The 25,319-nt window shown below is 61.8% G+C and carries 18 protein-coding genes; 10 read left to right on the top strand and 8 right to left on the bottom strand.

Translation table 11 applies throughout. The features are described from left to right. Positions 1 to 126 precede the first annotated feature (126 nt). Positions 127 to 4,203, top strand: coding sequence for an ATP-dependent RNA helicase HrpA (gene hrpA, locus PMI16_RS03000; RefSeq protein ID WP_034379031.1), 4,077 nt, complete (start codon positions 127 to 129; stop codon positions 4,201 to 4,203). Between the two features lie 105 nt (positions 4,204 to 4,308). Further along, entirely contained in the window at positions 4,309 to 4,875 is a 567-nt protein-coding gene (gene dcd / locus PMI16_RS02995; RefSeq protein WP_007876281.1) for a dCTP deaminase, read from the top strand. Between the two features lie 89 nt (positions 4,876 to 4,964). On the opposite strand, the gene PMI16_RS02990 is transcribed toward dcd, so the two are convergent. Further along, entirely contained in the window at positions 4,965 to 5,888 is a 924-nt protein-coding gene (locus PMI16_RS02990) for a LysR family transcriptional regulator (RefSeq protein ID WP_007876280.1), read from the bottom strand. Between the two features lie 186 nt (positions 5,889 to 6,074). Between PMI16_RS02990 and PMI16_RS02985 the strand changes: the two genes are divergently transcribed. Both PMI16_RS02985 and PMI16_RS02980 read left to right on the top strand, forming a co-directional pair. Then, the gene (locus PMI16_RS02985; RefSeq protein WP_034379029.1) at positions 6,075 to 6,653 is read left to right on the top strand and encodes a chromate transporter; all 579 of its coding nucleotides are present in this window, start codon (positions 6,075 to 6,077) and stop codon (positions 6,651 to 6,653) included. Then, positions 6,650 to 7,174, top strand: a complete 525-nt coding sequence (locus PMI16_RS02980) for a chromate transporter (RefSeq protein ID WP_007876278.1) — start codon at positions 6,650 to 6,652, stop codon at positions 7,172 to 7,174. Before PMI16_RS02985 ends, PMI16_RS02980 begins: the two co-directional genes overlap by 4 nt. Positions 7,175 to 7,321: 147 nt before the next feature. Here the strand turns inward: PMI16_RS02980 and PMI16_RS02975 are convergent, their stop codons facing one another. Further along, positions 7,322 to 7,591 (bottom strand): hypothetical protein, encoded by a 270-nt coding sequence (locus PMI16_RS02975; RefSeq protein WP_007876277.1) that lies wholly within the window; start codon positions 7,589 to 7,591, stop codon positions 7,322 to 7,324. Positions 7,592 to 7,648: 57 nt separating this feature from the next. Here PMI16_RS02975 and PMI16_RS02970 point away from each other — a divergent pair, with 57 nt between their 5' ends. Together PMI16_RS02970 and PMI16_RS02965 are read left to right on the top strand one after the other, a co-directional pair. Continuing rightward, positions 7,649 to 10,468, top strand: a complete 2,820-nt coding sequence (locus tag PMI16_RS02970) for a hypothetical protein (RefSeq protein WP_007876272.1) — start codon at positions 7,649 to 7,651, stop codon at positions 10,466 to 10,468. A gap of 5 nt (positions 10,469 to 10,473) precedes the next feature. Continuing rightward, positions 10,474 to 11,103, top strand: a complete 630-nt coding sequence (locus tag PMI16_RS02965; protein ID WP_007876271.1) for a hypothetical protein — start codon at positions 10,474 to 10,476, stop codon at positions 11,101 to 11,103. A gap of 93 nt (positions 11,104 to 11,196) precedes the next feature. Here PMI16_RS02965 and PMI16_RS02960 read toward each other — a convergent pair whose 3' ends face one another. Together PMI16_RS02960 and PMI16_RS02950 are read right to left on the bottom strand one after the other, a co-directional pair. Next, positions 11,197 to 13,461, bottom strand: coding sequence for an arginine/lysine/ornithine decarboxylase (locus PMI16_RS02960; RefSeq protein ID WP_007876265.1), 2,265 nt, complete (start codon positions 13,459 to 13,461; stop codon positions 11,197 to 11,199). A 362-nt stretch (positions 13,462 to 13,823) separates the two neighbouring features. Then, positions 13,824 to 14,327: a dihydrofolate reductase gene (locus PMI16_RS02950; RefSeq protein ID WP_007876263.1), complete on the bottom strand. Its 504-nt coding sequence runs from the start codon at positions 14,325 to 14,327 to the stop codon at positions 13,824 to 13,826. A gap of 454 nt (positions 14,328 to 14,781) precedes the next feature. On the opposite strand from PMI16_RS02950, the gene PMI16_RS02945 reads away from it, so the two are divergent. Genes PMI16_RS02945 through PMI16_RS02930 form a run of 4 tightly spaced genes read left to right on the top strand, consistent with a single transcriptional unit; the run spans position 14,782 to position 21,625 of the window. Then, on the top strand, positions 14,782 to 16,329 hold the full coding sequence (locus PMI16_RS02945) for a glucan biosynthesis protein G (protein WP_051994569.1): 1,548 nt from the start codon (positions 14,782 to 14,784) through the stop codon (positions 16,327 to 16,329). Next, positions 16,302 to 18,866, top strand: coding sequence for a glucans biosynthesis glucosyltransferase MdoH (mdoH, locus tag PMI16_RS02940; protein WP_007876255.1), 2,565 nt, complete (start codon positions 16,302 to 16,304; stop codon positions 18,864 to 18,866). Before PMI16_RS02945 ends, mdoH begins: the two co-directional genes overlap by 28 nt. Next, entirely contained in the window at positions 18,863 to 20,113 is a 1,251-nt protein-coding gene (locus PMI16_RS02935; protein ID WP_007876253.1) for an efflux RND transporter periplasmic adaptor subunit, read from the top strand. The genes mdoH and PMI16_RS02935 overlap by 4 nt, the downstream gene beginning before the upstream one ends. 24 nt (positions 20,114 to 20,137) lie before the next feature. Then, a complete protein-coding gene (locus PMI16_RS02930) occupies positions 20,138 to 21,625 on the top strand; it encodes an efflux transporter outer membrane subunit (protein WP_007876252.1) in 1,488 nt (495 codons plus the stop codon). 61 nt (positions 21,626 to 21,686) lie between these two features. On the opposite strand, the gene PMI16_RS02925 is transcribed toward PMI16_RS02930, so the two are convergent. The 4 genes from PMI16_RS02925 to PMI16_RS02910 form a co-directional block, all read right to left on the bottom strand. Then, complete coding sequence (locus PMI16_RS02925; RefSeq protein ID WP_007876250.1) at positions 21,687 to 21,926, bottom strand: hypothetical protein; 240 nt, start codon at positions 21,924 to 21,926, stop codon at positions 21,687 to 21,689. A gap of 165 nt (positions 21,927 to 22,091) precedes the next feature. Next, positions 22,092 to 22,790 carry an aquaporin Z gene (gene aqpZ / locus PMI16_RS02920; RefSeq protein WP_007876247.1) on the bottom strand — a complete coding sequence of 233 codons (699 nt, stop codon included), beginning with the start codon at positions 22,788 to 22,790 and terminating at the stop codon, positions 22,092 to 22,094. Positions 22,791 to 23,191: 401 nt separating this feature from the next. Continuing rightward, complete coding sequence (locus PMI16_RS02915) at positions 23,192 to 23,986, bottom strand: thymidylate synthase (protein WP_007876246.1); 795 nt, start codon at positions 23,984 to 23,986, stop codon at positions 23,192 to 23,194. Between the two features lie 191 nt (positions 23,987 to 24,177). Further along, positions 24,178 to 25,110: a 3-keto-5-aminohexanoate cleavage protein gene (locus PMI16_RS02910; RefSeq protein WP_007876243.1), complete on the bottom strand. Its 933-nt coding sequence runs from the start codon at positions 25,108 to 25,110 to the stop codon at positions 24,178 to 24,180. Positions 25,111 to 25,319 lie beyond the last annotated feature (209 nt).

Raw genomic sequence — 25,319 nt, 5'->3', positions numbered from 1 at the left:
ATCTGGTGCTGCTCCATGCAGGTGCATCCCGCACGGGTAGTGGCTGACAACAACACTGCCGCGATAGCGGGCGGAGCGGGCTCGTACCACAAGGATGCCCCAGCGGCAGGTATAATGCCGCCTGTCATGTCCGTCACGAATCCACCCCCCAAAAATCCGCCCCCTTCGCCAAGCAAGGAAGCCCGTCGTCCCGAGCACGGCGAACGCCAGCAAAAGCCGCAAGGCCAACGTACTCAGCAACGCCCGGAGCGCGCGCAGTCCGCGCCGCCCGCACCACCTGTACGCAACCCGCTGCCCGAGATCACCTTCCCCGAAGAGCTGCCGGTTTCCGGCCGCCGCCAGGAAATCGCCGACGCCTTGCAAGCCAACCAGGTCATTATCGTCAGCGGCGAGACCGGTTCCGGCAAGACCACGCAGTTACCGAAAATCTGCCTGCAGCTCGGCCGCGGCGAAAAAGGCCTGATCGGCCATACCCAGCCGCGCCGCATCGCCGCGTCGTCGACCGCCAAGCGCATCGCGCAGGAACTCGGCACGCCGCCGGGCGAACACGTCGGCTTCAAGGTGCGCTTCAACGACACGCTGACCAAGGGCGCGTGGGTCAAGCTGATGACGGACGGCATCTTGCTGGCGGAGACGCAGACCGATCCGCTGCTGCGCCAGTACGACACCATCATCATCGACGAGGCGCACGAACGCAGCCTCAACATCGACTTCCTGCTCGGCTACCTGAAGCAATTGCTGCCCAAGCGTCCCGACCTGAAGGTCATCATCACCTCGGCGACCATCGACGCCGACCGTTTTGCGCGCCACTTCGGCACCGAGGTCAAGGGCGAGCTGAAGCCGGCGCCGGTGATTGAAGTCTCGGGCCGCCTGTATCCGGTCGAGATCCGTTATCGCCCGGTCGACAATGCCGACCGCAGCAACCTCGCCCCGGAAGTGGCCAACGCTCGCGCCCGCGCCGAAGGCCGTGCGACGCAAGCACAGAAGGACCGCGAGCAACGCGACCTGATGGACGCCGTGGTCGACGCCGTCGACGAACTGGCGCGCATCGGCTCCGGCGACGTGCTGGTGTTCTTGCCCGGCGAACGCGAAATCCGCGATGCCGCCGAAGCGCTGCGCAAGCACCATCCGCCGCACGTGGAAATCCTGCCCTTGTTCGCGCGCCTGTCGGCGCAAGAGCAGGAGCGCGTCTTCAAATCCAGCAACGCGCGCCGCATCGTGCTGGCGACCAACGTCGCCGAAACTTCGTTGACCGTGCCCGGCATCCGTTACGTGGTCGACGCCGGTCTGGCGCGCGTGAAGCGCTACAGCTATCGCAACAAGGTCGAGCAGCTGCAGATCGAAGCGGTCGCGCAATCGGCCGCCAACCAGCGCGCCGGCCGTTGCGGACGTGTCGCCGCGGGCGTGTGCATCCGCCTGTACGACGAGCAGGATTACCTGCAACGTCCCAAATTCACCGAGCCGGAAATCCTGCGCTCGTCGCTGGCGTCGGTCATCCTGCGCATGAAGTCGCTGCATCTTGCTGACGTCGAGACTTTCCCCTTTATTGAGCCGCCGCTGGGCCGCGCGATTGCCGACGGCTACCAGTTGCTGCAAGAGCTGGGCGCCGTCGACGAATTCAACCAACTGACGCCGCTCGGCAATCAGCTCGCCAAGCTGCCGCTCGATCCGCGCGTGGGCCGCATGATCCTGGCCGGACGCGAGAACGCCTGTTTGTCGGAATTGCTGATCATCGCCTCGGCGCTGTCGGTGCAGGATCCGCGCGATCGCCCGATGGAAGCGCAGGCCGCCGCCGACCAGGCGCACAAGAAATTCGCCGACGAGAAGTCCGAATTCCAGAGTTACCTCAAGATCTGGAAATGGTTCGAAGAAGCCATCGAGCACAAGAAATCCAACCGCCAGTTGCAAGACCATTGCCGCGCCAACTTCCTGTCGCAGCTGCGTCTGCGCGAGTGGCGCGACGTGCATTCGCAACTGCTGACCATCGTGCGCGAGCAGGGCTGGCGCATGAACGAAGCGCCGGCGACCAACGAACAATTGCATACGGCCTTGCTGACCGGCCTGCTTGGCAACGTCGGTTTCAAGTCGGATGAGGATTCCCATTACCTTGGGGCGCGTGGCATCAAATTTCACATCTGGCCAGGTTCCAGCTTGCAAAAAAAGGCAGGCAAGTGGATCGTTGCCGCCGAGCTGGTCGACACCTCACGCCTGTATGCGCGTTGCGTGGCGCAGATCCAGCCGGAATGGCTGGAGCGCATCGGCGGTCACTTGCTCAAGAAATCCTGGGGCGAACCGCGCTGGGAAAAGCGCAGCGCCCAAGTCACCGCATCCGAGCGCGCGACCTTGTACGGTCTGGTCGTGTACAGCCAGCGCCGCATCAACTTCGGCCTGATCAATCCGCAGGAAGCGCGCGAAATCTTCATCCGCGACGCGCTGGTCGGCGGCGACTTCGAGACGCGCGCGCCGTTCTTCGCGCACAACCAGAAGCTGGTGCGCGAGATCGAAAACCTCGAACACAAATCGCGCCGCCTCGACGTGCTGGTGGACGACGAACTGATCGCCGCCTTCTACGACAAACTGATTCCGGCGGACATCTGCAACGGCATTGGTTTCGAGAAATGGCACAAGGATGCGACTGCGGCCGATTCCAAGCTGCTGTTCCTGAATCGCGACGACCTCATGCGTCACGAAGCGGCAGGCGTGACCACCGAGCTGTTCCCCAAGACCATGACGGTGGCGGGTTTGTCGATGGCGTTGTCCTACCACTTCGAACCCGGCACGCCGCGCGACGGCGTCACGCTCACCGTGCCGTTGTATGCGCTGAACCAGGTCTCCGCCGCACGCTGCGAATGGTTGGTGCCGGGCATGCTCAAGGAAAAGGTGCATCTGCTGCTCAAGTCCTTGCCGCAAAAGTTGCGCCGTCACTGCGTGCCGTTGCCGGACTACGCCGCCGGTTTCTGCGACCGCATGGAGGCGCGCCATCTGTTCGGCAAGGGTGAGCTGATCGATGCGCTGATCGCCGACATCCGCGAGCAGATCACGATCATGGTCAAGACCACGGATTTCAAGCAAGAGACCTTGCCCGCGCATCACGCAATGAATTTCAAGATCGTCGACGAACACGGCCGCCAGCTGGAAATGGGCCGTAACCTCGGCAGCCTGCAAGCCGAATTCGGCGGCCAGGCGCGTGAACAGTTTCAGAAGCTGGCCGAGCAGACCGCGATTACCGGTATTGCCACGCCGACGGCGGCTGTCGCTGCTGCGGCGCCCGCCAACGGCAAGCCGGCTGCTCCAGCCGCAGCGTCGGCGGCAAGCGCTACTTCGGTTTCCGAGTACGGCAACCTCACCAACTGGACCTTCGGCGAACTGCCAGAACTGCTGGAAATCCAGCGCGGCGCAGTCGGGCAAAACTCGGGCAAGTCGCAAACGCTGATCGGCTTCCCGGCGCTGGTCGACAAGAAGACGCATTGCGACCTCGAAGTCTTCGACGATCCCGCCGACGCCGCGCGCCAGCACTTCGCCGGCCTGCGCCGCCTGTTCGCGCTGCAACTGAAAGAGCAACTCAAGTATCAGGAAAAGAACATCCCCGGCCTGCAGCAGATGGGCATGCAATTCATGGCGCTGGGTTCGCAGGAAGAACTGCGCGACCAGATCCTGTCCGCAGGCCTGGAACGCGCCTTCATGCAAGAGCCGCTGCCGCGCAACGCCGACGAATTCAATCGCCGCAAGGAAGAAGGCAAGGCGCGCTTCGGCCTGCTGGTCAATGAAATCGCGCGGCTGGCCGGGCTGGTGCTGATCGAGTACTACACGCTGCCGAAGAAGCTGCAGACCATCAAGGCGCATGCGCAGGCTTCGGCCGACATCCAGTCGCAGTTGCAGAACCTGGTCGGCAAGCGCTTCATCGCCGACAACGACTACGACAACCTGATGCACTTCCCGCGCTACCTCAAGGCGATCAACGTGCGTCTGGAAAAGCTGCGTGCCGATCCGACCCGCGACACGCGCCTGCTGTCCGAATGGATGCAGGTCGCCGCACCGTGGCAGCGCGCGCAAAAGGACCGCGGCGCCGGCGATCCCAAGATGCAGGAATTCCGCTGGCTGCTGGAAGAATTGCGCGTGTCGTTGTACGCGCAGGAGTTGCGCACGCCGATGCCGGTATCGGTCAAGCGCCTGCAGAAGGTGTGGGAGACCATGCAGCGTTGAACCCGCTGAACCGCCGAATTTCCTGTGGCTGCAGATTTGAGGGAACGATGTTGCATTTAGCGTAGAATTGCAGCACTTTTATCGCAATCTATTTCCAAAAAGACAATGGCAATCAAATCCGACAAATGGATCCGCCGCATGGCGGAAAACGAGGGCATGATCGAGCCCTTCGAGCCCGGTCAGGTCCGCGAGGCCAACGGCCAGAAGATCGTTTCCTACGGCACTTCGTCGTACGGCTACGATATCCGGTGCGCCAACGAATTCAAGATCTTCACGAACATCAACTCGACCATCGTCGATCCCAAGAACTTCGATGAAAAATCTTTCGTCGATTTCCATGGCGACGTCTGCATCATCCCGCCGAACTCGTTCGCGCTGGCGCGCACGGTCGAATACTTCCGCATCCCGCGCAGCGTGCTGACCATCTGCCTGGGCAAGTCGACCTACGCGCGTTGCGGCATCATCGTCAACGTCACGCCTTTCGAGCCGGAATGGGAAGGCTACGTCACGCTGGAGTTTTCCAACACCACGCCGCTGCCGGCCAAGATCTACGCCGGCGAAGGCTGCGCGCAGGTGCTGTTCTTCGAAAGCGACGAGATCTGCGAGACTTCGTACAAGGATCGCGGCGGCAAGTATCAGGGGCAGCATGGCGTGACTTTGCCGAAGACCTGATTCGACTTAGACAGCTAAGCCAGTCATGAAAACAGCCGCATGTTCTCGGAACATGCGGCTGTTTTCGTTGGTGCGTTCCCCGTGCGTGCTCAGTGTTTCTTGCCAGCCTTCGCACATTTCCTGGCTTCGCCGATAAAACGCTTCACCGCCCCCGACTGGCCACTGTCGCGATAGGCCAGATGCAGCGGGGCTTTCAGGTCGGGGGCATCTTCGATGTTGAGGTAGGCGACGGATTCCAGTTCTACATGGCGCATCGACGCCGGGATGATGGAGATGCCGAGTCCCGCCGCAACCAGACTCAACGTCGACAGATTCTTGCGCGCCTCCTGTTCCACGCGTGGACTGAAACCGGCGGCGCGGCAGGCGGCGATGATGGTGTCGTACAAACCCGGACCGCTGGGGCGGCGGTTGAGGACGAAGATTTCTTCCGCCAGGGCTGCCAGCGGCACGCTCTTGCGCCGCTTGTTGCGCACCAGCGGATGCCCCGAGGGCAGCGCGACGATCATTTCCTCGATCATCATGGTTTCAATCGTGATGTCGCTGACATCGCCTACCGGCGAACGGATGAAGGCAACGTCGATGCGGTTCTGGCTCATCAGTTCGACCAGATCGTTGGTGTTGCTCTCTTCGACGGTCAGCGTCACGTCGGGCGCGATGTCGCGAAAGGCGCGGATCACCGTCGGCACGAACGGATGCAGCGACGCCGACTCGGTGAAGCCCACCGCGATGCGGCCCAGTTCGCCGCGCGCGATGCGCCTCACGCCGGCCACGGTGGAGTCGACCTGGGCCAGGATCGTGCGCGCGTCGGTCAGCAGGGCATGGCCGCTTTCGGTCAGCTCCATGCCGCGCGGCAGGCGGTTGAACAGGGTCACGCCCAGTTCATTCTCCAGCGCCCGTATCTGCTGGCTCAGCGGCGGCTGCTGGATGCCGATGCGTTGCGCGGCCTTGGTCAGATGGCCTTCTTCGGCGACGGCGATGAAGTAGCGCAGCAGGCGCAAATCGATGGATGACATATGATTAAGATATGAATGATGTGCTTGCCATATATTAGACAAAATAACCCTGCAAGAGTAGCCTTTCGTTTGTGGCGGCACAAGTCCTGTCGCAGAAGGCGAATCATCATGCACAATCAAAATAATCCATCAGAATCCAACGCAGCAACAACGCCCGGAAAAAGCGCCGCTCCCTTGACCGGCGCCATGGACGGCCACGACGACCGCGCCTCCGGTCGCGTGATTCCGACGTCGAAAGAACTGTTCCTCGGCTTTCTCGGCCTCGGCATGACGGCCTTCGGCGGCGCCTTGCCGCTGGCGCATCGCATGGTGCTGGAACGTCATCGCTGGCTCACCGAAGCCGAATTCGTCGAGTTGCTGGGGCTTTGCCAGTTTCTGCCGGGCGGCAACATCATCAACCTGTCGGTGGCGCTGGGCATGCGTTTTCGCGGCGTCAAGGGCGCGGTGTCGGCGATCTTCGGCCTGATCGCCGTGCCGTCCATGGTGGTGGTCATGCTGGGCATCCTCTACCAGCACTATCAGCACGACCCCAACATCAAACACCTGTTCGCCGGGCTGGCTGCCGCCGCGGCCGGCTTGCTGATCCAGATGGCGGTCAAGATCGCGCTGCCGTTGCGCAAGAACCTGGTGCTGGCGGCATTGGCCACGGTCTGCTTCATCGCCATCGCCTGGCTGCGTATCCCGTTGTTGTGGACCATGCTGGTGATGACGCCGGTGAGCGTGGTGATCACGGCTAAATTCGCAGAGAAGGGGACTGTAAAATGAGCGAGACCCTGATCGCCCTTGCCCTGATTTTTTCCGAACTGTCGGTGCTGGCCTTCGGCGGCGGCAACACCATCCTGCCGGAGATGCAGCGCCAGGTGGTGGAAGTGCACCACTGGATGACGGCGGAAGATTTCAGCGCCTTGTTCGCCCTGGGGCAAGCTGCTCCCGGCCCCAATCTGATGATCGTGACGCTGGTCGGCTGGCACGTGGCCGGCTTCTACGGCATGCTGGTGACGACGCTGGCCAAGTTCGGCCCGTCCTCGCTGGTGACCATCGTGATGCTGCACGTCTGGGAGCGCTTCAAGGACAAACCATGGCGTCGCCATGTGCAGGCCGGCCTGATGCCGGTGACGGCCGGTCTGGTGGCCGCCAGCGCCGCGCTGATTGCGCATGCCTCGATCAGCAACGGCATTCTTGCGGTGATCACGGCCGCGACGGCGGCCATTTCCCTCAAGACCAAAATTCATCCGCTGTGGCTGCTGTTCGGCGGTGCTGCGGCAGGGATGATCTTCCTGCAGTGAACACCGCTCGTTGTCGCATCCGGCCGTGCAGTGTCTGGGATAAAAAGTAAGACCCCGTTTCTTTATGAAACGGATTCTAAGTCTGAATGAAAAAAGCCGATACCGGCAATACGGTATCGGCTTTTTTCGTTTGTCCGTGAGGGCAGTTTATTGACGCACGAAATCCACAAAGTAATCGCGGCGGCCGTTCACTTCACGCTTGACCAGACCATGCACGTCGGTTTCGAAGCCAGGGAATTTCTCGTTGAAATAACGGGCGAATTTCACAGGTAGTCGACGATGGTCTTGTTGACGCGTTCGCCCGGGATCAGCAGCGATGTGCCCCGTACTGGCGGCGATCGCGGCGGCGGGCTTTTCCTGCTTCGGCAACTTCTGACGCCAGCCGGCTGGAACCGAACCGCCGCTGCTGCCACTCATTGCCCACAGCCTTGGGTTTCCCAAGGTCCGTTTGCATTTTTTGTCGGCGGATAAAACATGGGCGGCATTTCGTTTAGCAACATCAAGGCTTGGTTCCACAGCAACGAGCCGGAGCAACCGGCGGCGCGCGCGCAACCCAGGCCTTTGAAAGGCCTGGCGCCAATCGCGCCGCAAGCCCGTGCGGCCATGCAGCGCGCTGGCGATCAGTCCAGTCGTGCCAAGTTGTTCAAGCTTCCGCCGCAGGCCATGCTGGACAAGCAACGGCGCAACATCCTCGCCACCGGCAAGCAATGGACGCAACGCGCGATGCAAGCTGTGCCGTCCCAATCGCTGGAGGCCGACGCCGGCCTGTCCGGCTTGGGTGAACGCGCGCGCCGGTTGCTGGAGCCGCATGCGCAATTGCGCCGGCAGCTAGACGCGATGGTCGCGCGAGGCTGGACTATCGAAGAGAAAAAACTGAGACCGGCCACCGACCTGAGCGGGCACCGGCGTATCGCCATCGATTCCAATCTGGCGGCGCGCGATCCGGCCATGTTCCTTTCTATCCTGGCCCGCCATGCGGGCGCGGCCATTTACGACAAGCCCATGTCGCTGGCCTCGCGCAAGCAGTTCGAGCTCAGTTTCCTCGCGCGCGAGGCGGCCGGCGCGCTCAATGTGCTCGAGTTGAGCGAATCCCTGGCGCTATCCTCCCCGAAACAGCCCCCCTCATTGCACGTGGCAGCATCCATGATCCAGGCGTATGACGAATTGCGCGCGGAGAACGGTGGCGCCAAGCCTTCTCCGGCGGAGATGGCTGAGCGCGTGCACCAGAATTTCCAGGCGCAAGGGCAGTTGGGTATGCGACAGTCCGGCCAGCGTCGCGATCCTCTGGCCGAGGAAATGCAGCTGCAATACGAGGCCTTCGGCATTCGCGGCAATACGCCGGCCGCCGATATCGAGCGCGCCGCGCAATGCCTGAACCGCACCGGCGTGGCGATCGCGCCGTCCAAGCTGGCCGCGTTCGCGACCAATCAGGCTGGAGAAAGTTATTGGCTGGACCGCAAGAGCCTGGCCGGCAGCATCCGGCAAAGCAGTGCGAGCTTCACACGGTTGGGTATCACCGAGCACCAGATCGGCGGGCTGGTGGAGCACACCCTGGCCAGCGGTCAATATCGCCAGTGGGGCGACGCCAAGCGCTTTGCCGTGACTTGCCACGACCCGGAGCGCGGCCAGGCCGTGCAACTCTTCGTGACCTTGGGCGACAAGCCGGGTGAAGTTAGCGCGGTTACGGCCGGGGCGATGAATTGGGGGCATTTCGCGCGTGGCGAGGACGGGCGCGAGCGTTGGTTCAGCATGGCCCAATGCGATCCCGCGCTGACTTCGCAGTCGGCCCAGGCCTGCGCCAGTCACGGCATCGACCCGCAGTTCCTGCCGGAAGTCATCCACACCGCCATGCTGAGCGGTAAGCAGAACACGTTGCCGTCGGATCCTGCCGACCCGACCGTAACGCGCACCGAATATAGTTTTACCTATCGCCACCAGCCGATGACGGCGGTGCTGCATACCCGTGACGGCAGCGATTACCTGACCGGTTTCGAACTCAAGCCGCGCGTCCAGGTTCAGGCCCAGGCGTCGGAAGTGGAGGTGGCGCCCGACCTGGCCTCGCGCATGGGCCAACAGGGGTGGCAAGCCTTGGCGGCCCACGCCGCTGGCTTCATGCTGCCGCCCAGCACTTTCTTGACTACGGTCGCCAAGTCGGAAAACCTGCACATGGCCAGCGTGGAACATCCGGGTTTCTTTCAATACCGCACGCAATTGGGCGGCCAGGAGGTTTCTTTGCTGGCACGCATGGAGAACGGCATGGTGGTGGATGTCCGCTCGCCGTCGGAATTCGACCGCATGCTGCAAGCCTCTCCCACGCAAGAAGAGAATCTGCGCGAGCTACAGCGTCAGGGGTGGCAGATCGGCATGGGCAAGGAGGGCGAAGGCGTGTATTGCAATTCTGGACTTAAGCGCATTTCGCTGGGCAATCCCGCGTACAGTCACGGGGCATCCTTGTTCAATTCTCTGGTGCATGAAATGGCGCATGCACGTTACGGCAACAACCCCGACATGCGGTCGGAGGACAGCTACGCCGCGTACGAGGCTGGCAATGAGGGGAATTCGCTGCTGACCGAATACGAGGCCCTGAAACAGTTCGTTCCCGGCCCTTCGCACGACCAGTATCTCGAGTATTTGTCGCGTTCCACGTGGTATGCCCAGGCCATGCCGGTATACGAAACCATGCAACAGAAGATGGCGCTGACCAATAGCCCGCAAGAGCAGGCCAGTGTCCGCGCTACCGCGCAAACCGAGATGGGCCAGATTATCGCTCGTCTAAACCCGTCCGGTGTGCCACACCACGTTACTTACGAGATGAACTGGCGGGCATTTCACCAAGAGCATCACGGCAGCCAAGGCAAGGCCAGCCGCATCGACACGCTGCGCCAGGAGCAGCCCGATTTGACCGTACCGGCCGCGGCGGGCGGCTTCGAAGCGCCCAGCACGGCCAATATCGCATTCATCAAGGCGTTGCCGGCGCGACCCGACGGCACATTGGGAAAACGCCCCGGCCAGTTGTTCATCACGCCGTCAACCTTGCTGGATCAAAGCACCGGCGGCGACTTGCGCGTGTTCGAGAACGTGGTGCAGTCTGCCGTCACTCATTGCGAACCGGAGATCACTGCGGTCGGCAGCGTCGCCGAGAAGGCCACCTTTCGTTTCGACCTGCAAGGCAGCGGCCATGAAATCACCATGCACCTGGACAATGCCGGCCGGGTGTTCGACATCAAACACATTACCGGCCCGGTCGGGCAAGTATCTTCGAATCCCCTCCCGACCGCGCCGCAAACCGAGTAAAAGACATGAGAATTTCTCTTCTTCCCAATCCGGCGTCTGCGGGCGCCGATAACACGCAAGCACCGCAGCAGCAGTTACCTGCCTTGGCATCGCCATCGGGCGCCGACACCCAGGCGGCCAGCGGCCGGCGTCACCATTCCAACAGCATGGCATTCCTGCGCCTTCATACAGGCAACGCGGATGCCGCCCAAGCCACGCCATTGACCGGCCTGACCGATGGCTTATGCGCCGCAATGAGCGCGACCGACGTCTTGGCCGAACTGAAGCGCTTGCTGCCGGCCGCCTGGTACCAGCCACCCCCCATTCTCCCCGGCGGGCAAGTGGTGGTACGCCAGACCTGGCCTTTCACGGTCGGGGAGTGCAACATCACGCAAGCCCGCATGGATTGCGATGCCGGCGATGGCAGTCTGCAGCAGCTGCATTTGTCTTGTGAAGGCCTGTCGCTGGACCTGGCGCTGCTGCAAAAGAAGTATGGGCAGGCGCAAGCCAGCCCGGCTTACCGGGACGGCGACGGCGGCGACGTGCAGCTCTCGTTCCGCCAGCCCTGGGGCCGGCTGAGCGTGGTGGTGGATGGCGCGCAGACCATGTGCCGCGCGATCTTGCTGGAGCCGGATGCGGTTCGGGCGGACCCTTAAGAAGCGCTTCGCGGCCGCAGGTCGCCGCCAAGAAAAAAGCCGGGACCTGGCATCGGTCCCGGCTTTGCTTGCTTGTCTGAGGTAGAGACCTTGTTACTGCTTCACGCAATCCACGAAGTAATCGCGCCGTCCATTGACCTCGCGCTTGACCAGACCATGCACGTCGGTTTCGAAGCCAGGGAATTTCTCGTTGAAATCACGGGCGAATTTCAGGTAGTCGACGATGGTCTTGTTGAAGCGTTCGCCCGGGATCAGCAGCGGGATGCCCGGTGGGTAAGGCGTCAACAGGATCGAGGTGACGCGGCCTTCGAGTTCGTCCAGCGGCACGCGGTCGATTTCGCGGTGGGCCATCTTCGAGAATGCATCCGACGGCTTCATCGCCGGTTGCATGTCGGACAGGTACATTTCCGTCGTCAGGCGCGCGACGTCGTAGGCGCGGTAGGTTTCGTGGATTTGCTGGCACAGGTCGCGCAGTCCCAGGCGCTCGTAGCGCGCGTTGCGGCCCTGGTTCGCGGCGGCGAACTCCGGCAGGATGCGCCAGATCGGCTGGTTCTTGTCGTAGTCGTCCTTGAACTGCTGCAGCGCCGTCACCAGGGTATTCCAGCGGCCCTTGGTGATGCCGATGGTGAACATGATGAAGAACGAATACAGGCCGCACTTCTCGACGATCACGCCGTGCTCCGCCAGGTACTTGGTGACGATCGATGCCGGGATGCCGTTCTCCCCGAACTGGCCGTCCAGCGACAGGCCGGGGGTGACGATGGTCGCCTTGATCGGGTCGAGCATGTTGAAGCCCGGCGCCAGGTTGCCGAAACCGTGCCAGTCGTCTTCCGCCTTGATGACCCAGTCTTCGCGCTCGCCGATGCCGTCTGCGGAGAAGCTGTTCGGCCCCCACACCTGGAACCACCAGTCCTTGCCGAATTCCTGGTCGATCTTCTTCATGGCGCGGCGGAAGTCCAGCGCTTCGAGGATGCTTTCTTCCACCAGCGCGGTGCCGCCCGGCGCTTCCATCATGGCCGCGGCGACGTCGCACGAGGCGATGATCGAATATTGCGGCGAAGTCGAGGTGTGCATCAGGAAGGCTTCGTTGAAGGCGTCCTGATCGAGCTGCACGGTTTCCGATTCGCGCACCAGGATCTGCGAGGCTTGCGACAAACCGGCCAGCAGCTTGTGGGTCGACTGGGTCGAGAAGATCATCGACTTCTTGGCGCGCGGCCTGTCCTTGCCGATGGCGTGCATGTCCTTGTAGAAATCATGGAAGGTCGCGTGCGGCAGCCAGGCTTCGTCGAAGTGCAGGGTGTCGATTTCGCCGTCCAGCATTTCCTTCAGCGTCTCGACGTTGTACACCACGCCATCGTAGGTCGATTGCGTGATGGTCAGGATGCGCGGCTTCTTGTTCACGGCTTCGCGCGCGAACGGGTTGGCTTCGATCTTCTTGCGGATGCTTTCCATCGTGAACTCTTCCAGCGGGATCGGTCCGATGATGCCGAGGTGGTTGCGCGTCGGCATCAGGAACACGGGAATCGCGCCGGTCATGATGATGGAGTGCAGGATGGATTTGTGGCAGTTGCGGTCGACCACGACGATGTCGCCGGGCGCAACCGTCGAGTGCCAGACCATTTTGTTGGAGGTCGAGGTGCCGTTGGTGACGAAATAGCAGTGGTCGGCGTTGAAGATGCGCGCGGCATTGCGTTCCGAATCGGCGACCGGGCCGGTGTGGTCGAGCAGCTGGCCGAGTTCTTCGACGGCATTGCAGACGTCGGCGCGCAGCATGTTTTCGCCGAAGAACTGGTGGAACATCTGGCCGATCGGCGACTTCAGGAAAGCCACGCCGCCCGAGTGGCCGGGGCAGTGCCACGAATACGAACCGTCCTGTGCGTAGTGCACCAGCGCGCGGAAGAACGGCGGCGCCAGGCCGTCGAGATAGGACTTGGCTTCGCGGATGATGTGGCGCGCCACGAATTCGGGCGTGTCTTCGAACATGTGGATGAAGCCGTGCAGTTCGCGCAGGATGTCGTTGGGGATGTCGCGCGAGGTGCGGGTTTCGCCGTACAGGTAAATCGGGATGTCGGCGTTCTTGTGGCGGATTTCGCTGACGAAGGCGCGCAGCGATTTGAGCGCGAAGTCGGTTTCTTCGGACGAGCCGGCGCCGAATTCTTCATCGTCGATGGACAGGATGAAGGCGGAAGCGCGCGATTGCTGCTGGGCAAACTGCGACAGGTCGCCGTAGCTGGTCACGCCCAGCACTTCCATGCCTTCTTCCTTGATGGCGTCGGCGAGGGCGCGGATGCCCAGGCCGGAAGTGTTTTCAGAGCGGAAATCTTCGTCGATGATGACGATGGGGAAACGGAATTTCATAGGTTCTCCAGGAGAACGCATGGGGCAGAGTGATCATGCGTTCAGTTCAGTTAAAACTGCGACTGCGCCTGGGCGAAAAGCTTACGCGCTCGGACGGTTGCTGTCGGGGTGAGCCTGGCAAACCGGTCAAACAATGTCGCTGCAAAAGAGAAAGCGCGATGGATTTCATACGCCTTCCGGGCTAGCAGAACCTTCACGAACCTGTCGGTCACGCCGCCGTGCCGGATCGCGGCTGGACAGCGGAGGGAGCAGGTTCTAAAAAAGAAGCCGAATTTTCGCAGAAATCGAGAAATGGTGGGGCGAAAACTCATGCCGATTTTGTTGAAAATCAGGGAAAAACAACAAAAAGTCCCCGGACTCTTTCAGCGTCTTTCGTATGTCACAAATGCGTAGTCAAATTCCTGACTTTCCGAGCGGTACGTTTCACGCGCCGCTTCTTGCCACAGTTGGGGGTCGATCGCCGGAAAGAAAGCGTCGCAGTCGAAGCTTTTGCCGATCTCGGTGACGATCAGGCGCGTGGCCAGCGGCAGGGATTCCGCATAAACCTGGGCGCCGCCGATGATGAAGGCGTCCGTGCCCGCCACCAATGCCGCCGCATCTTGCAAGGATGACACTGTTTCGACGCCGGCGTGCGACCACTCGCGATTGCGCGTGATGACGATATTACGGCGATTCGGCAAGGGGCGTCCGATGGAGTCGAAGGTCTTGCGGCCCATGATGATGGGGTGGCCGGAGGTGGTGCGCTTGAAGTGCGCCAGGTCTTCCGGCAGATGCCAGGGCAGGGTGTTGTTGATGCCGATGCCGTGCTTGCTGTCGGTGGCGACGATGATGCACAGTGCGCCGGAGGCGGAAGGTGTAGGTGACATGCCGATACTTGTGTAGGATTGCCGGAAGTCGGCGGGCGCCGTGTTGCGCCGCACCGGTACTGAGGGCGTTATGTTACAGGACGCGTCCTCGATGATGGAACTTTCTGGGAAGGAATTGCCCTTATAAAGGTATCCCCGGTAAGCAGAGGACCTGGCCAGCCTGGCGTCAGCGATGGTTCTCTTTGGCAATAGTTCTGCAATTGCGCGGCAACTGGCGGGAAGTTTTGTCGGGAAGTTGCCGGATGCTGCGCCGCCATGGCGTTTCGAGGGTATTGGGGTTTATCCGGCCGGAGTTCTGGGCCAACTTGTGCAACATTGGGTAAACTACGCCATCTTTCGAAATGCCCGAAGGGCGTTATCGGATAAGAAAAACTGCATGTCAGACGGAAATCCAATGTTTTTTACTTTGTACCGGCGAGGCGCCTTGAAAGCTTCCGCCAAATCGTCCCGTCTCATGGGGCAAGCTGTTCACGCTATTTTGCCGGCGGCGTCGACGCTGTTGCTAGCGTCATTGCTGGCCCTTTATGGAAACAATGCGGCGGCGTTCGACTTCAACGACGTCGCCGTGCGCGCCAAGGCGCTGGCGGGCAAGTCGTACAAAAAGCCCGCCGACAAGCTGCCCAGGGAAATCAAGGAGCTCAGTTACGAGCAGGCCAACCAGCTGCATTTCAAGCAGGACCGCGCTTACTGGCGTCCCGAGAAGCTGCCGTTCGAACTGTCCTTCGTCCATCAGGGCGGCGCCTACGTGGAGCCGGTGCGCATCAATGAAATCGTCGGAGGCGGCGTGCGCGAGATCGTGTTCAATTCGGGCCTGTTCGATTACAGCCATACGCGCATCGATCCGCGCCGTGTGCGCAACATCGGCTTTGCCGGATTCCGCATCCGCTACCCGGTCAATTCGACCAAGGAAAAGGACGACGTCCTGACCTTCCTCGGTGCGAGCTATTTCCGCGCCATGGGCAAGGGCCAGGGTTACGGCATCTCGGCGCGCGGCCTGGCGATCGATACGGCGCTGTATTCGGGAGAGGAGTTTCCGCGCTTCACCGAGTTCTGGCTGAGCCGTCCCAATCCGGGCGACAAGGAACTGACGATTTACGCACTACTGGATTCGCCGCGCGCGACCGGCGCCTATCGCTTCGTGCTGCGCCCCGGCGTGGATACGACGATCGACGTCAAGGCGCAGTTGTATCTGCGCGCCAACGTCACCAAGCTCGGCATCGCGCCGCTGACCAGCATGTTCTTCTTCGGCGAAAACCAGAACGGTCCGGCCGACGACTTTCGTCCGGAAGTGCATGACTCCGACGGCTTGTCGATCCAGTCCGGCACCGGCGAGTGGATCTGGCGGCCGCTGGTCAATCCGAAGCGCTTGCTGGTGACGGCGTTCAGCCTCGATAATCCGCTCGGCTTCGGCCTGATGCAACGCGATCGCCAGTTCTCCAGCTATGAAGACCTGGACTATCACTACGAAGCGCGTCCGAGCACCTGGATCGAGCCCAAGGGCAAATGGGGCGCCGGCCGCGTCGAGCTGGTGCAGATTCCGACGCCGGACGAAACCAACGACAACATCGTCGCCTACTGGATGCCGAACAGCATGCCCAAGCAAGGCCAGCCGTTCAACGTCGAGTACAAGATGTACTGGCAAAAGGAAACAGAGAAGAAACCGCCGCTGGCCTGGGTGGCGCAAACGCGCTTCGGTCACGGCTACCGCGCCAAGAGCGACGATACGATAGGCATGTCGATAGACTTCGACGGCACGGCACTCAAGAAACTGCCGGCCAATGCCAGGGTGGAGGGGACGGTGGAAAGTGACGGCAACGGCAAGGTGGTCAGCGTGACGACCCGCCGCAACGACGTCACCGGCGGCTGGCGCATGGAGTTGAAACTGCGCCGCAACGAAGATAACAAGCCGGTCGAACTGCGTGGCTTCCTCAGGAACGCTGCACAGAACGGTCCCGGCGCAACCCTGTCCGAAACGTGGAGCTACATATTACCCCCCAACTGAGACAAGCCTCCGAAACGTCGCAACAACTGGAGCGCTATCTCGACCGCCTGCCGCTGACGCCTGAACAGCGCCAGGACCTGGCCGCCCGCGCGGGCGAGTTGGACTCCGGCGACGCCATCCGCGATTTGCACGGACTGCTGGCGGGCGGGCGCGGCTTGTCCGGTAAAGACTCCGGCAATCCGGCGCACGACTCCGTCGCTGCCCGGCTTGAACTGTTGTATCCGCAAGCCGCCGCCAAGGCCATCGCCATGCAGATGCCTGCGGCCGGTGCAGGGATAAATACTGCAGTGCCCGGTCCGGGCGACGACATCAAGGTCGCGCCGCCGCTCAATCGCAAATCCATGGTGCCGCGTCCCTGGGGCACGCTCAATCCGCTCTCGCGCTGGGTCGAAGAAGCCACGCGCAAGTTCGAGCAGCGTGCTGCGCGCCGCAAGGGCCTGCCGCCCAAAGAGGCGGTCTTTGTGGAAGACACGCTGGACCTGCCCGACTCGCCCGATCCGCGCGGCTACTGGACCCACAGCGGCAATGTGCGTCGCGTGGTGCTGTTGATCCTGATGCTGATGCAAAGCGCGCTGGCGACCTACTTCATGAGCGACGTCCTGCCCTATCACGGCGAGAAACCGCTGGAGATGGTGGTGCTGGGCCTGTTCGCCTTGCTGTTCTGCTGGGTGTCGGCGGGATTCTGGACCGCCATGACGGGTTTCCTCGTGCTTATGCGCGGCGACGATCCGTATCTGATCTCGCATGAGCAGGCGGGGCCGAAATGGATCGCGCCGCAAGCGCGCACCGCCATCGTCATGCCGATCTGCAATGAAGACGTGGCGCGCGTGTTTGCCGGTTTGCGCGCGACCTACGAATCGGTACAGCGCCACGGCGACCTCGACCGGTTCGACTTTTTCGTCCTCAGCGACAGCGGCGAGTCCGACATCTGCGCCGCCGAGACGCAAGCCTGGGCCAACCTGTGCAAGGCAGTCGGCGGCTTCGGCCGCATCTTCTATCGTCATCGTCGCCGCCGCGTCAAACGCAAGAGCGGCAATATCGACGATTTCTGCCGCCGCTGGGGCGCCGATTATCGCTACATGCTGGTGCTCGACGCCGACAGCGTGATGAGCGGCCAATGCCTGTCGACGCTGGTGCGCCTGATGGAGGCGCACCCGAGCGCCGGCATCATCCAGACCGCGCCGCGTGCGGCCGGGCGCGACACCTTGTATGCGCGCATCCAGCAATTCTCGACGCGGGTCTACGGCCCCTTGTTCACTGCCGGCCTGCATTACTGGCAACTGGGCGAGTCGCATTACTGGGGCCATAACGCCATCATCCGTCTCGAACCGTTCATGAAACATTGCGCGCTGGCGCCGTTGCCCGGCGACGGCAATCTGTCCGGCCCGATTCTGTCGCACGATTTCGTCGAAGCCTCGTTGATGCGCCGCGCCGGCTGGTCGGTGTGGATCGCCTACGACCTCGACGGCAGCTATGAAGAAATGCCGCCCAACCTGCTCGACGAACTCAGCCGCGACCGCCGCTGGTGCCAGGGCAACCTGATGAACTTCCGCCTGTTCCTGGCGCGCGGCATGCACGTGGTGCATCGCGCGGTGTTCGTCACCGGGGTGATGGCTTATTTGTCGGCTCCGCTGTGGGCTTTGTTCCTGGCGCTGTCGACCGTGTTGCTGGCGACGCATACGCTGATCGATCCGCAATACTTCGTCGAGCCGCGCCAGCTGTTTCCGATCTGGCCCGAGTGGCATCCGGAGAAAGCGCTGGCGCTGGTGTCGGCCACGGCCACCATCCTGTTCCTGCCGAAGATCCTCAGCATCCTGCTGATCATCGCCAAGGGCGCAAAAGGATACGGTGGGGCATTGCGCGTGACGCTGAGCATGTTCCTCGAACTGTTGTTTTCGATGATGCTGGCGCCGGTGCGCATGCTGTTCCACACGCGCTTCGTGCTCGGCGCCTTCCTCGGCTGGGCCTTGAGCTGGAAGTCGCCGCCGCGCGCCGACAACGAAACCGGCTGGGGCGAAGCCTTCCGTCGCCACGGCGTGCATTCGCTGCTGGGAGTGGCCTGGGGCGCGCTGGTCTATTGGCTCAATCCGGCTTTCATCTGGTGGCTGATGCCGATCGCCGGTTCGCTGGCTTTGTCGGTGCCGTTGTCGGTGTTGTCGAGCCGGGTGTCTTTCGGCCGTTTGTTCCGCCGTTCCAAATTGTTTTCGATCCCGGAAGAAGTGGATGCGCCGCGCGAATTGCGCGACACCGTCTCGCACCTGAATGCGACCGCGCCCTTGCCGGGCTTCGTTGACGCCGTCGTCGATCCGTCCGTCAATGCCTTGGTCTGCGCCAGCGCCCACGGTCATCCGCGCCTGCCGGCCGCCAGCCGCAGTGCGGGCGACTCGCTGGTGCTGCAAGCGTTGCGCCGCGGCCCGGACGTGTTGACCGAGAGGCAAAAGCACACGCTGCTGGATGATCCGCGCCTGTTGTCGGAGCTGCATCTGGCGGTCTGGAGTCAACCGGCGCGGCACTCGTCCTGGATGGCGGCGAAATGAGGAGAGACGACGTGGAAGACATGTCCGGCATGACCGCAGAAAATCGCAACCTGGCGACGCCTGTTTCCGCGCCCGCCGAGCGCCGGCGCAAATTGATCCGTCGCGGCTGGATGGCGCTGGCCTTGCTGCTGGCGGTCTCGGCCGGCGTCGTCGGCTGGTACGGCTATCGCCAGCGGCATCCGCAGCCGGTGCCGGTCAAACTGGAAACCGTCATCGCCGAACGCGCCGACATCGAGCAGGTCGTCAATGCCACCGGCAACGTCGCCATGCAGAGTTATGTCGACGTCGGCACCAAGGTCACCGGGCAGATTTCGGACGTCTACGTCGGCATCGGCGAAGCGGTCAAGGAAGGCAGACTGCTGGTCGCCATCTCGCCGGTGGTGCAGGCCGGTCGCGCCGAAAACAACCGCGCCCAGATGGCGCGCCTCAAAGCCGAACTGGCCGGACAAAACGCTCAGCTCGATTTCGCCCAGCTGCAATTCCAGCGCCAGACCCAGCTGAAGGCCGAGAACGCCACCCGTGAAGAAGCCTTCGAATCCAGCCGCATGGGCATGTATTCTGCGGCCGCCAAGGTGGACGCCATCAACGCGCAGATCCAGCAGCTCGACGCGACCATGAAGGAAGACGAAGCGGTCCAGAAGCAGACCAAGATCGTCGCGCCCATCAGCGGCACGGTGGTGGCCTTGTCGGCGCGCATCGGCCAGACCCTGTCGGCCAATCAGGACGTGCTCATGCGCATCTCGGATCTCAGCAAGATGAGCGTGCAGGCGCGGGTGGCGGAAGAAGACGTCACCCAATTGCATAAAGGCATGACGGCCTATTTCAGCACGCCCGGCTATCCCGGCAAGCGCTGGGCCGGCAAGCTGCGGCAGATCATGCTGCTGCCGGCGGACGACACCGGCAAGCAAGGCAAGAAAGCGTATTACACCGTGCTGTTCGACGTCGCCAATCCCAGCCGCGAGCTGATGGCCGGCATGACGGCGGACGTCTTCTTCGTGCTGGCCAAGGTGGAGCATGCCGTCACGATTCCCGCATCGCTGGTCGTCAAGCCTGACAACAAGGGCATGCAAAAGCTGAAGATTTTGCGCGCCGACGGCTCGCTCGAAACGCGCGACGTCAGGATCGGCATCCGCAACGCCGACAAGGCGCAGGTGGTTTCCGGCTTGACTGAGGGCGAGCAGGTGCTGTTGCCGGCCGTAGCGCCTGCGCCTGCATCCGCAACACGCAACGGCGACAAAGCCGGCTAGTTCTTTTTCGCGACAGGTTTCTCCATGGCGTTTTTTTCCGGTGAATATTCGATGAAGCCCATCAGCCTGGCAGTGCTGACACTGATGCTGGCCGGTTGCGCAGCAACCCAGGTCGACGTCGAGCCCGTGCAAAAAGTGGACGTGCCGAAACAGTGGAGCGATCCTTCCGTTGCCGCATCGGCTGCCGGCGCCGACAGCGCCGGGCAGATCGTCCTCGATGCCGACTGGTGGAAGCAGTTCGGCAGCGCCGAGCTGAGCGGTCTGGTCACCGAAGGGCAAAAGAACAATTTTGAAATCGCGGCCGCCATGTCGCGCGTGCGCCAGGCCGAAGCCAATGCCCGCATCGCCGGTGCGCCGCTGCTGCCCGACGCCGACATCGCCTCCAGCGCCAACCGCAGCTTGCCGCTCAGCGGCGGCACCGCGACCACGACCGCCAGCGGCATGCTGGAGATCAATTACGAAGTCGATTTCTGGGGCAAGAACAAAGCCGGCCTGGCCGCCGCCGAAGCCTCGCTGCGCGCCAATATTTACGACCGCGAAACCGTCGCGCTGACGGTGACCAGCGGCATCGTCTCGACCTTCCTGCAAGTACTGTCGCTGCGCGACCGTTTGCAGATCGCGCAACAGAACGTCGCCAATGCCCAGCGCGTGCTGAAACTGGTCGAATCGCAAAGCCGCGCCGGCGCCGCATCGCCGCTCGACCTGGCGCGCCAGCGTTCGGCGCTGGCGAACCAGCAGGCGGCGATCCCCGACCTGATGCAGCAAGAGCGCGACGCGCAGACCGCATTGGCAACCTTGCTCGGCCGCCCGCCGCAAAGCTTCGTCGTCAATGAAAAAGGACTGGCCGCGATCCAGATGCCGAAGATCGCCCCGGGCTTGCCGTCGGAATTGCTGACGCGCCGTCCCGACATCCGTCGCGCCGAAGCGCGTCTGGCCGAAGCCAACGCCAACGTCGCGGTCGCGCGCGCGGCCTTGTTCCCGAGCATCCGTCTGACCGGTTCCACCGGCGCGCAAAGCAATGCCTTGCTGTCGCTGTTCGACGGCCCCAATCTGCTGGCCAACCTGGGCGCCTCGCTGACGGCGCCGATCTTCGACGCCGGTCGCCTGAGCAGCCAGCGCGACCTGGCCATCGCACAGAAGCAGGAACTGGTGCAGGTCTATCGTTCGGCGGTCGTCAGCGGCTTGTCGGAGGTGGAAAAATCCTTGGGCGCGATTCGCAGTCTGGAAGAGCGCTATCGCCTCAAGAACCAGGAAGTCGACCAGGCGCGTTTTGCTTTCGAGCTGTCGGAAATCCGTTATCGCGTCGGCGCCGAAGATTTGATGGTGGTGCTGGACACGCAACGGATTTTGTCCGAGGCGCAAAACCAGCTGGGGCAGATCAAGCTGCAGCGCCTGCAGGCGACGGTCTCGCTCTACAAGGCCTTGGGCGGGGGCTGGAAGGATGATGCGCAATACGGCAATCCGGCCACGGGTTCCGGCGGCACGCCGGAGAAGGTCCAGGGGGCGTCCTGAGTTTTTGCTATTGTCCGGCGCAGCGTCCGGACCGGCTTCAATGCAATGCGGCAGTCGCCGCTTAGAACAGAAGGGCGGTCGTCGCCGGGCCCACATCGACTTCCTGCATGTCGCGGCGCACGCTGCGACCGATATCGCTATGCTCGCGGGATAGCGCCCACGGATACAGCAATCCCAATCCCGCCATCGCCACGGAGGCAGCAAACGCAAAGGCGTCCCACTGCGACTGGCCGGGCAACGCCAGGATGGCGATCACGCTGAAGGATGTCAGAAGAGCAATCGATTTTGGAAGGTTGCGCATGACGGAATCCCTGTGAATGGCCTGTCATGCACTATAGATGCTGCAGTGCGGGAAGTGAAATAACTATTACAACTTAGCTAAGCACGGATTCGACTTAACGCCGTCAATCGACGACGGTGTTTGCGAGAGGAAGGAGCCGCGGCTACCGTGCGGCTCCTTCAGCGATTATTTCTCTTCCGTCATGAAGGGATAGACGACGCCGGCAATCACCGCGCCGACAATCGGGGCGACCCAGAACAGCCACAACTGTTGCAATGCCCAGTCGCCCACGAACAGCGCCGGACCGGTTGAACGGGCCGGATTCACGGAGGTATTCGTCACCGGGATCGAGATCAGATGGATCAGCGTCAGGGCCAGGCCGATGGCGATAGGCGCAAAACCTGCCGGCGCGCGCTTGTCGGTGGAGCCGAGGATGACGATCAGGAAGACGAAGGTCAGCACCACTTCCGTCACGAAAGCCGCCGCCTGCGAATACTGTCCCGGCGAGTGTTCGCCGAAACCGTTGGCGGCGAATCCGCTCGCCACCAGGTCGAAGCCAGGTTTGCCCGAGGCGATGTAGGCGAGCACGGCACTGGCGATGATCGCACCGATCACTTGCGCGACGATGTAAGGGACGACCTCCTTGGCGGGGAAGCGACGGCCAACCGTCAGACCGATGGTCACCGCCGGATTGAAGTGGCCGCCCGATATGTGACCCAATGCATAGGCGCCGGTCAACACCGTCAGGCCAAAGGCCAGCGACACGCCGACAAAGCCGATTCCCAGGCTCGGAAACCCCGCGGCGAGTACGGCACTGCCGGTTCCGCCCAACACCAGCCAGAAAGTTCCGAAGGTCTCTGCCGTCATTCTTTTGAGTATATTCACGTGCTTTTCCTTTCCAATAGCGCAAATAAAAACCGGCTGCGTGAGCCGGCGTCGTTGAGTCGGATTTTGCTGTCGATGTCTGGCGGACGCAAGGGCATCTTGCCGACTTTAGGTCAAAATCCTGCGCGAGTATAGTTTTTTCGATTGCACCGGAAAGCCGGATTTACGCGTTGTTACCGAAAGGCAGAGTTTTCGCGATGGATGTCGAATTTTCTTGTCTTTGATGGGTGAAGCGCATCGATGCGTACGCCAATTTTTTGCTGAATTATTTTTCTGGAAAGCTGGTTCGGAAATCGCTCTGGAGAAGGAAGAGCGATTTCCGGCATAGGTGCTTTCTGCGCGCGGAAACAAAAACGCCTGCAAAGATGCAGGCGTTTTCAGATAAAACGAGAATGCATGGATCAGACCGCGACGGGCGCCTTGATATGGGCCTGGGCTTCATAGTCGGTGATTTCAAAATCTTCAAACTTGTAATCGAAGATGCTTTCCGGTTTGCGCTTGATTTGCAATTTCGGCAACGGTCCCGGCGTGCGGGCCAGTTGTTCCCGCACCTGTTCCATATGGTTGGAATACAGATGGCAATCGCCGCCGGTCCAGACAAAGTCGCCGACATCGAGTCCGGTCTGCTGCGCGACCATGTGCGTGAGCAACGCGTAGGACGCGATGTTGAACGGCACGCCGAGAAAAATATCGGCGCTGCGTTGATACAGTTGGCAAGACAGCTTGCCGTCGGCCACATAAAACTGGAAGAAAGCATGACAAGGCGGCAATTTCATCTGCGGGATGTCGGCCACGTTCCATGCCGACACGATCAGGCGGCGCGAATCAGGGTTGTTCTTGATCTGGCTGACGACTTGCGCGATCTGGTCGATGTGCTCGCCGTTCGGCGCCGGCCAGGAGCGCCACTGATAGCCGTAGATCGGTCCCAGGTTGCCTTCCGGATCGGCCCATTCATCCCAGATCTTGACGCCGTTTTCTTTCAAATAGGCAATATTGGTCGAGCCGGCCAGGAACCAGATCAGTTCATGGACGATGGACTTGATGTGCAGCTTCTTGGTGGTCAGCAGGGGAAAGCCTTCCTGCAGGTTGAAGCGCATCTGGTGGCCGAAGACGGAACGCGTGCCGGTGCCGGTGCGGTCGGTTTTTTCGGTGCCATGTTCGTAGACATGACGCATGAAATCGAGATATTGGCGCATGGGGTTTGGTGCTGATGGAATGACAGGGATTGTAACTTATTTGGGAGGACGGACCGGGATTGGGCCGGTAGCGGCGAGATGCAAAGAGTGTTTGTCATGGCAACGACAAAAACGGCGCTCGCAACATCGTGCGGCGCCGTGGGAGACAAAAGAAGCGGCTCTTGCAATGAAGCAGGAGATCCTTGATGAAATCAGAACGCCACGTTGTTGCCGCCCTTGAGCTTGAGCATGTCGCGCGCATCGTCGGGCGTCGCCACTTCCAGCGACAGCGCCTCGATCACGGTGCGGATGCGTTTGACTTGCGCGGCGTTGCTTTCGGCCAGCTTGCCGGGGCCGTCCCACAGCGAATCTTCCAGGCCGACGCGGGTATGGCCGCCCATCGCCGCCGACATCGTGGCGATCGGGATTTGGCCGCGCCCGGCGCCGAGCACGGACCAGAAGTAGTCGTCGCCGAACAGGCGGTCGGCGGTGCGCTTCATATGCATCACGTCTTCGACGTCGTTGCCGATGCCGCCGCGCAGGCCGAACACCGACTGGATCAGGAAAGGCGGTTTGATCAGGCCGCGGTCGATGAAGTGGGCGGCGGTGTAGAGATGGCCGATGTCGTAGCACTCGATTTCGAAGCGGGTCTGGTTGGCGCTGCACGATTCGAGGATGTAGGCGATGTCCTTGAAGGTGTTACGGAAGATGCGGTCGTCGGATTCGGCGAGGTAGGGTTTTTCCCAGTCGTATTTGAAGTCCTTGAAACGGTGCAGCATTTCATACAAGCCGAAGTTCATCGAGCCCATGTTGAGCGAGGCGACTTCGGGTTTGAGTTGCAATGCAGGTTGCAGGCGTTCTTCCACGCCCATGGTGGGGGCGCCGCCGGTGGTGAGATTGATGACGACGTTGGACCTGGCTTTGATCTGGGGGAGGAATTTGCGGAATTCCGCCGGGTCTTGCGTCGGTTTGCCGTTGTGCGGGTCGCGGGCGTGGAGGTGGACGATGGCGGCGCCGGCTTCTGCCGCACCCAATGCTGCGTCGCGGATTTCGTCCGGGGTGACTGGCAGGTAGGGGGACATGGAGGGGGTGTGGATGGCGCCGGTGACGGCGCAGGTGATGATGACTTTTTTGGGTTTGCTCATTTGGTTCTCCTGGTGATTGTTGGTTTGTGGGGCTTGTCTATATGTATAACTTTTCAAGTCCATCTGTCCTCCTGACGGAAGTCAGGACCCAGTGGCGTTCGTTGTTCCGGCTTGTCGTTTGTTCGTTGCTTAAGCTGTTCTCTCTTCGATCAACCCTTCGCCGGGGGGCTGAAGCACTGCTTCAGCAAGCGGCAGCCGCTCACTTTCTT

It is taken from the genome of Herbaspirillum sp. CF444, assembly GCF_000282135.1.
Lineage (GTDB): Bacteria > Pseudomonadota > Gammaproteobacteria > Burkholderiales > Burkholderiaceae_D > Herbaspirillum.
This window is presented reverse-complemented; position numbering and strand designations above follow the sequence as displayed.